Annotated in this window: 2 protein-coding genes; both read left to right on the top strand. The window is 69.8% G+C overall.

Going from position 1 to position 1524, the window contains the following annotated elements; all coding sequences use genetic code 11:
- On the top strand, nt 1-1017 hold a 1017-nt coding region (locus ABZ641_RS36875; protein WP_359988927.1), incomplete at its 5' end, for an FKBP-type peptidyl-prolyl cis-trans isomerase.
- Between the two features lie 152 nt (nt 1018-1169).
- The coding region (locus tag ABZ641_RS36870) for an FKBP-type peptidyl-prolyl cis-trans isomerase (RefSeq protein ID WP_359988925.1) at nt 1170-1524 on the top strand (355 nt) is incomplete at its 3' end.

Here is a 1524-nt window from a genome sequence, read left to right as displayed (position 1 = left end):
CTCGGCACCGTGCTGGCCGTCCTGCTGGTCGGCAGCTGCATCACGCTCTACATGGTGAACAAGGACGACGGGAAGTCCGCCGCGGCCTCCACCCCGGACGCGGCGGCCACCGCATCGCCGACGCCCTCCGCCGACCCGGTGCCGCCGATCAAGGACAACGCCAAGGTGCTGCCGACCGTCACCGGCGAGTTCGGCACCAAGGCGACCATCGCCCTGCCCAAGGAAGCCTCCGACGGCACCTTCGTCGTCAAGGAGCTCAAGTCCGGCGACGGCGCCAAGGTCGACAAGAACACCTGGGTGACCGCCGACTTCTCCGCCATGAACTGGAGCACCGGCAAGGAGATCGAAGGCTCCTACAAGAGCGGCAAGCCGCAGCTCTTCCAGGCCGGCGCCGGCAAGCTGATCCCGGCCCTCGACCAGGCCGTCACCGGCCACAAGGCCGGCAGCCGGCTGCTCGTGGTCGCCCCGCCGGCCGCCGCCTTCGGCTCGCAGGGCAGCAGCGGTATGGGCGTCGGCGCCAAGGACACCCTGGTGTTCGTGATCGACATCAAGAACGCCACCGCCCCGGACACCGTGCTCAGCGGCGACATGACGGCTCCGCCGGCCGACATGCCGAAGGTCAAGGACAACGGCAAGAAGCCCGCCGACATCACCCCGGTGCCCGGCACCCCCGAGGTCAAGGACCTCAAGTCGCACGTCCTGATCCAGGGCAAGGGCCGCAAGATCGAGGCCGGCGAGAAGGTCCTCGTCCAGTACACCGGCGCGCTGTACAAGGACGGCAAGGTCTTCGACTCCTCGCTCAAGCGCGGCCAGGCCTTCACCTTCGTCACCGGTGGCGGCGGCGTCATCGAGGGCTGGGACAAGGGCATCACCGGGCAGACCGTCGGCAGCCGGGTCGAGCTGGTGATCCCCGCCTCGCTCGCCTACAAGGACCAGGCACAGGGCGACATCCCCGCCAATTCGACACTGGTCTTCGTGATCGACATCCTGGATGCCGGCGTCGGCGCCCAGGACTAGTCCCGGGGCGGACGACCGGGGCCGTTCCCGGACCGCGCGACACGTCGCGCGGTCCGGGAATGGCCCGGACGGGCAGCGGCGCGCCGTACGGTGGACCGCAGCGGTGCCTGCCGCCCCGTCATGCCCGTACCACCGAACGAGATGAGTCTGTTGTGAGCCTTTCCAAGCCGGAGATCGACTTCCCGGGCGGCGAGCCGCCGGCGGAGCTTCAGATCCGCGACATCGTGGTGGGCGACGGCGCCGAGGCCAAGGCCGGCGCTGTCGTCGAGGTGCACTACGTCGGTGTCACCTTCTCCACCGGCGAGGAGTTCGACGCCTCCTGGAACCGCGGCCAGACCTTCCGCTTCCCGCTCGGCGCGGGCCGCGTCATCAAGGGCTGGGACCAGGGCGTCCAGGGCATGAAGGTCGGCGGCCGGCAGATCTCCACCGCCATCGGCAGCAACTCCGAGCAGATCACCTCGGCCGGCTTCACCGGCGTGACCATCGCCGTCGAGGTGCTCACCGGCG

Origin of the sequence: Kitasatospora sp. NPDC007106, from assembly GCF_040634455.1 — a bacterium.
GTDB lineage: Bacteria > Actinomycetota > Actinomycetes > Streptomycetales > Streptomycetaceae > Kitasatospora > Kitasatospora arboriphila.
This window is presented reverse-complemented; position numbering and strand designations above follow the sequence as displayed.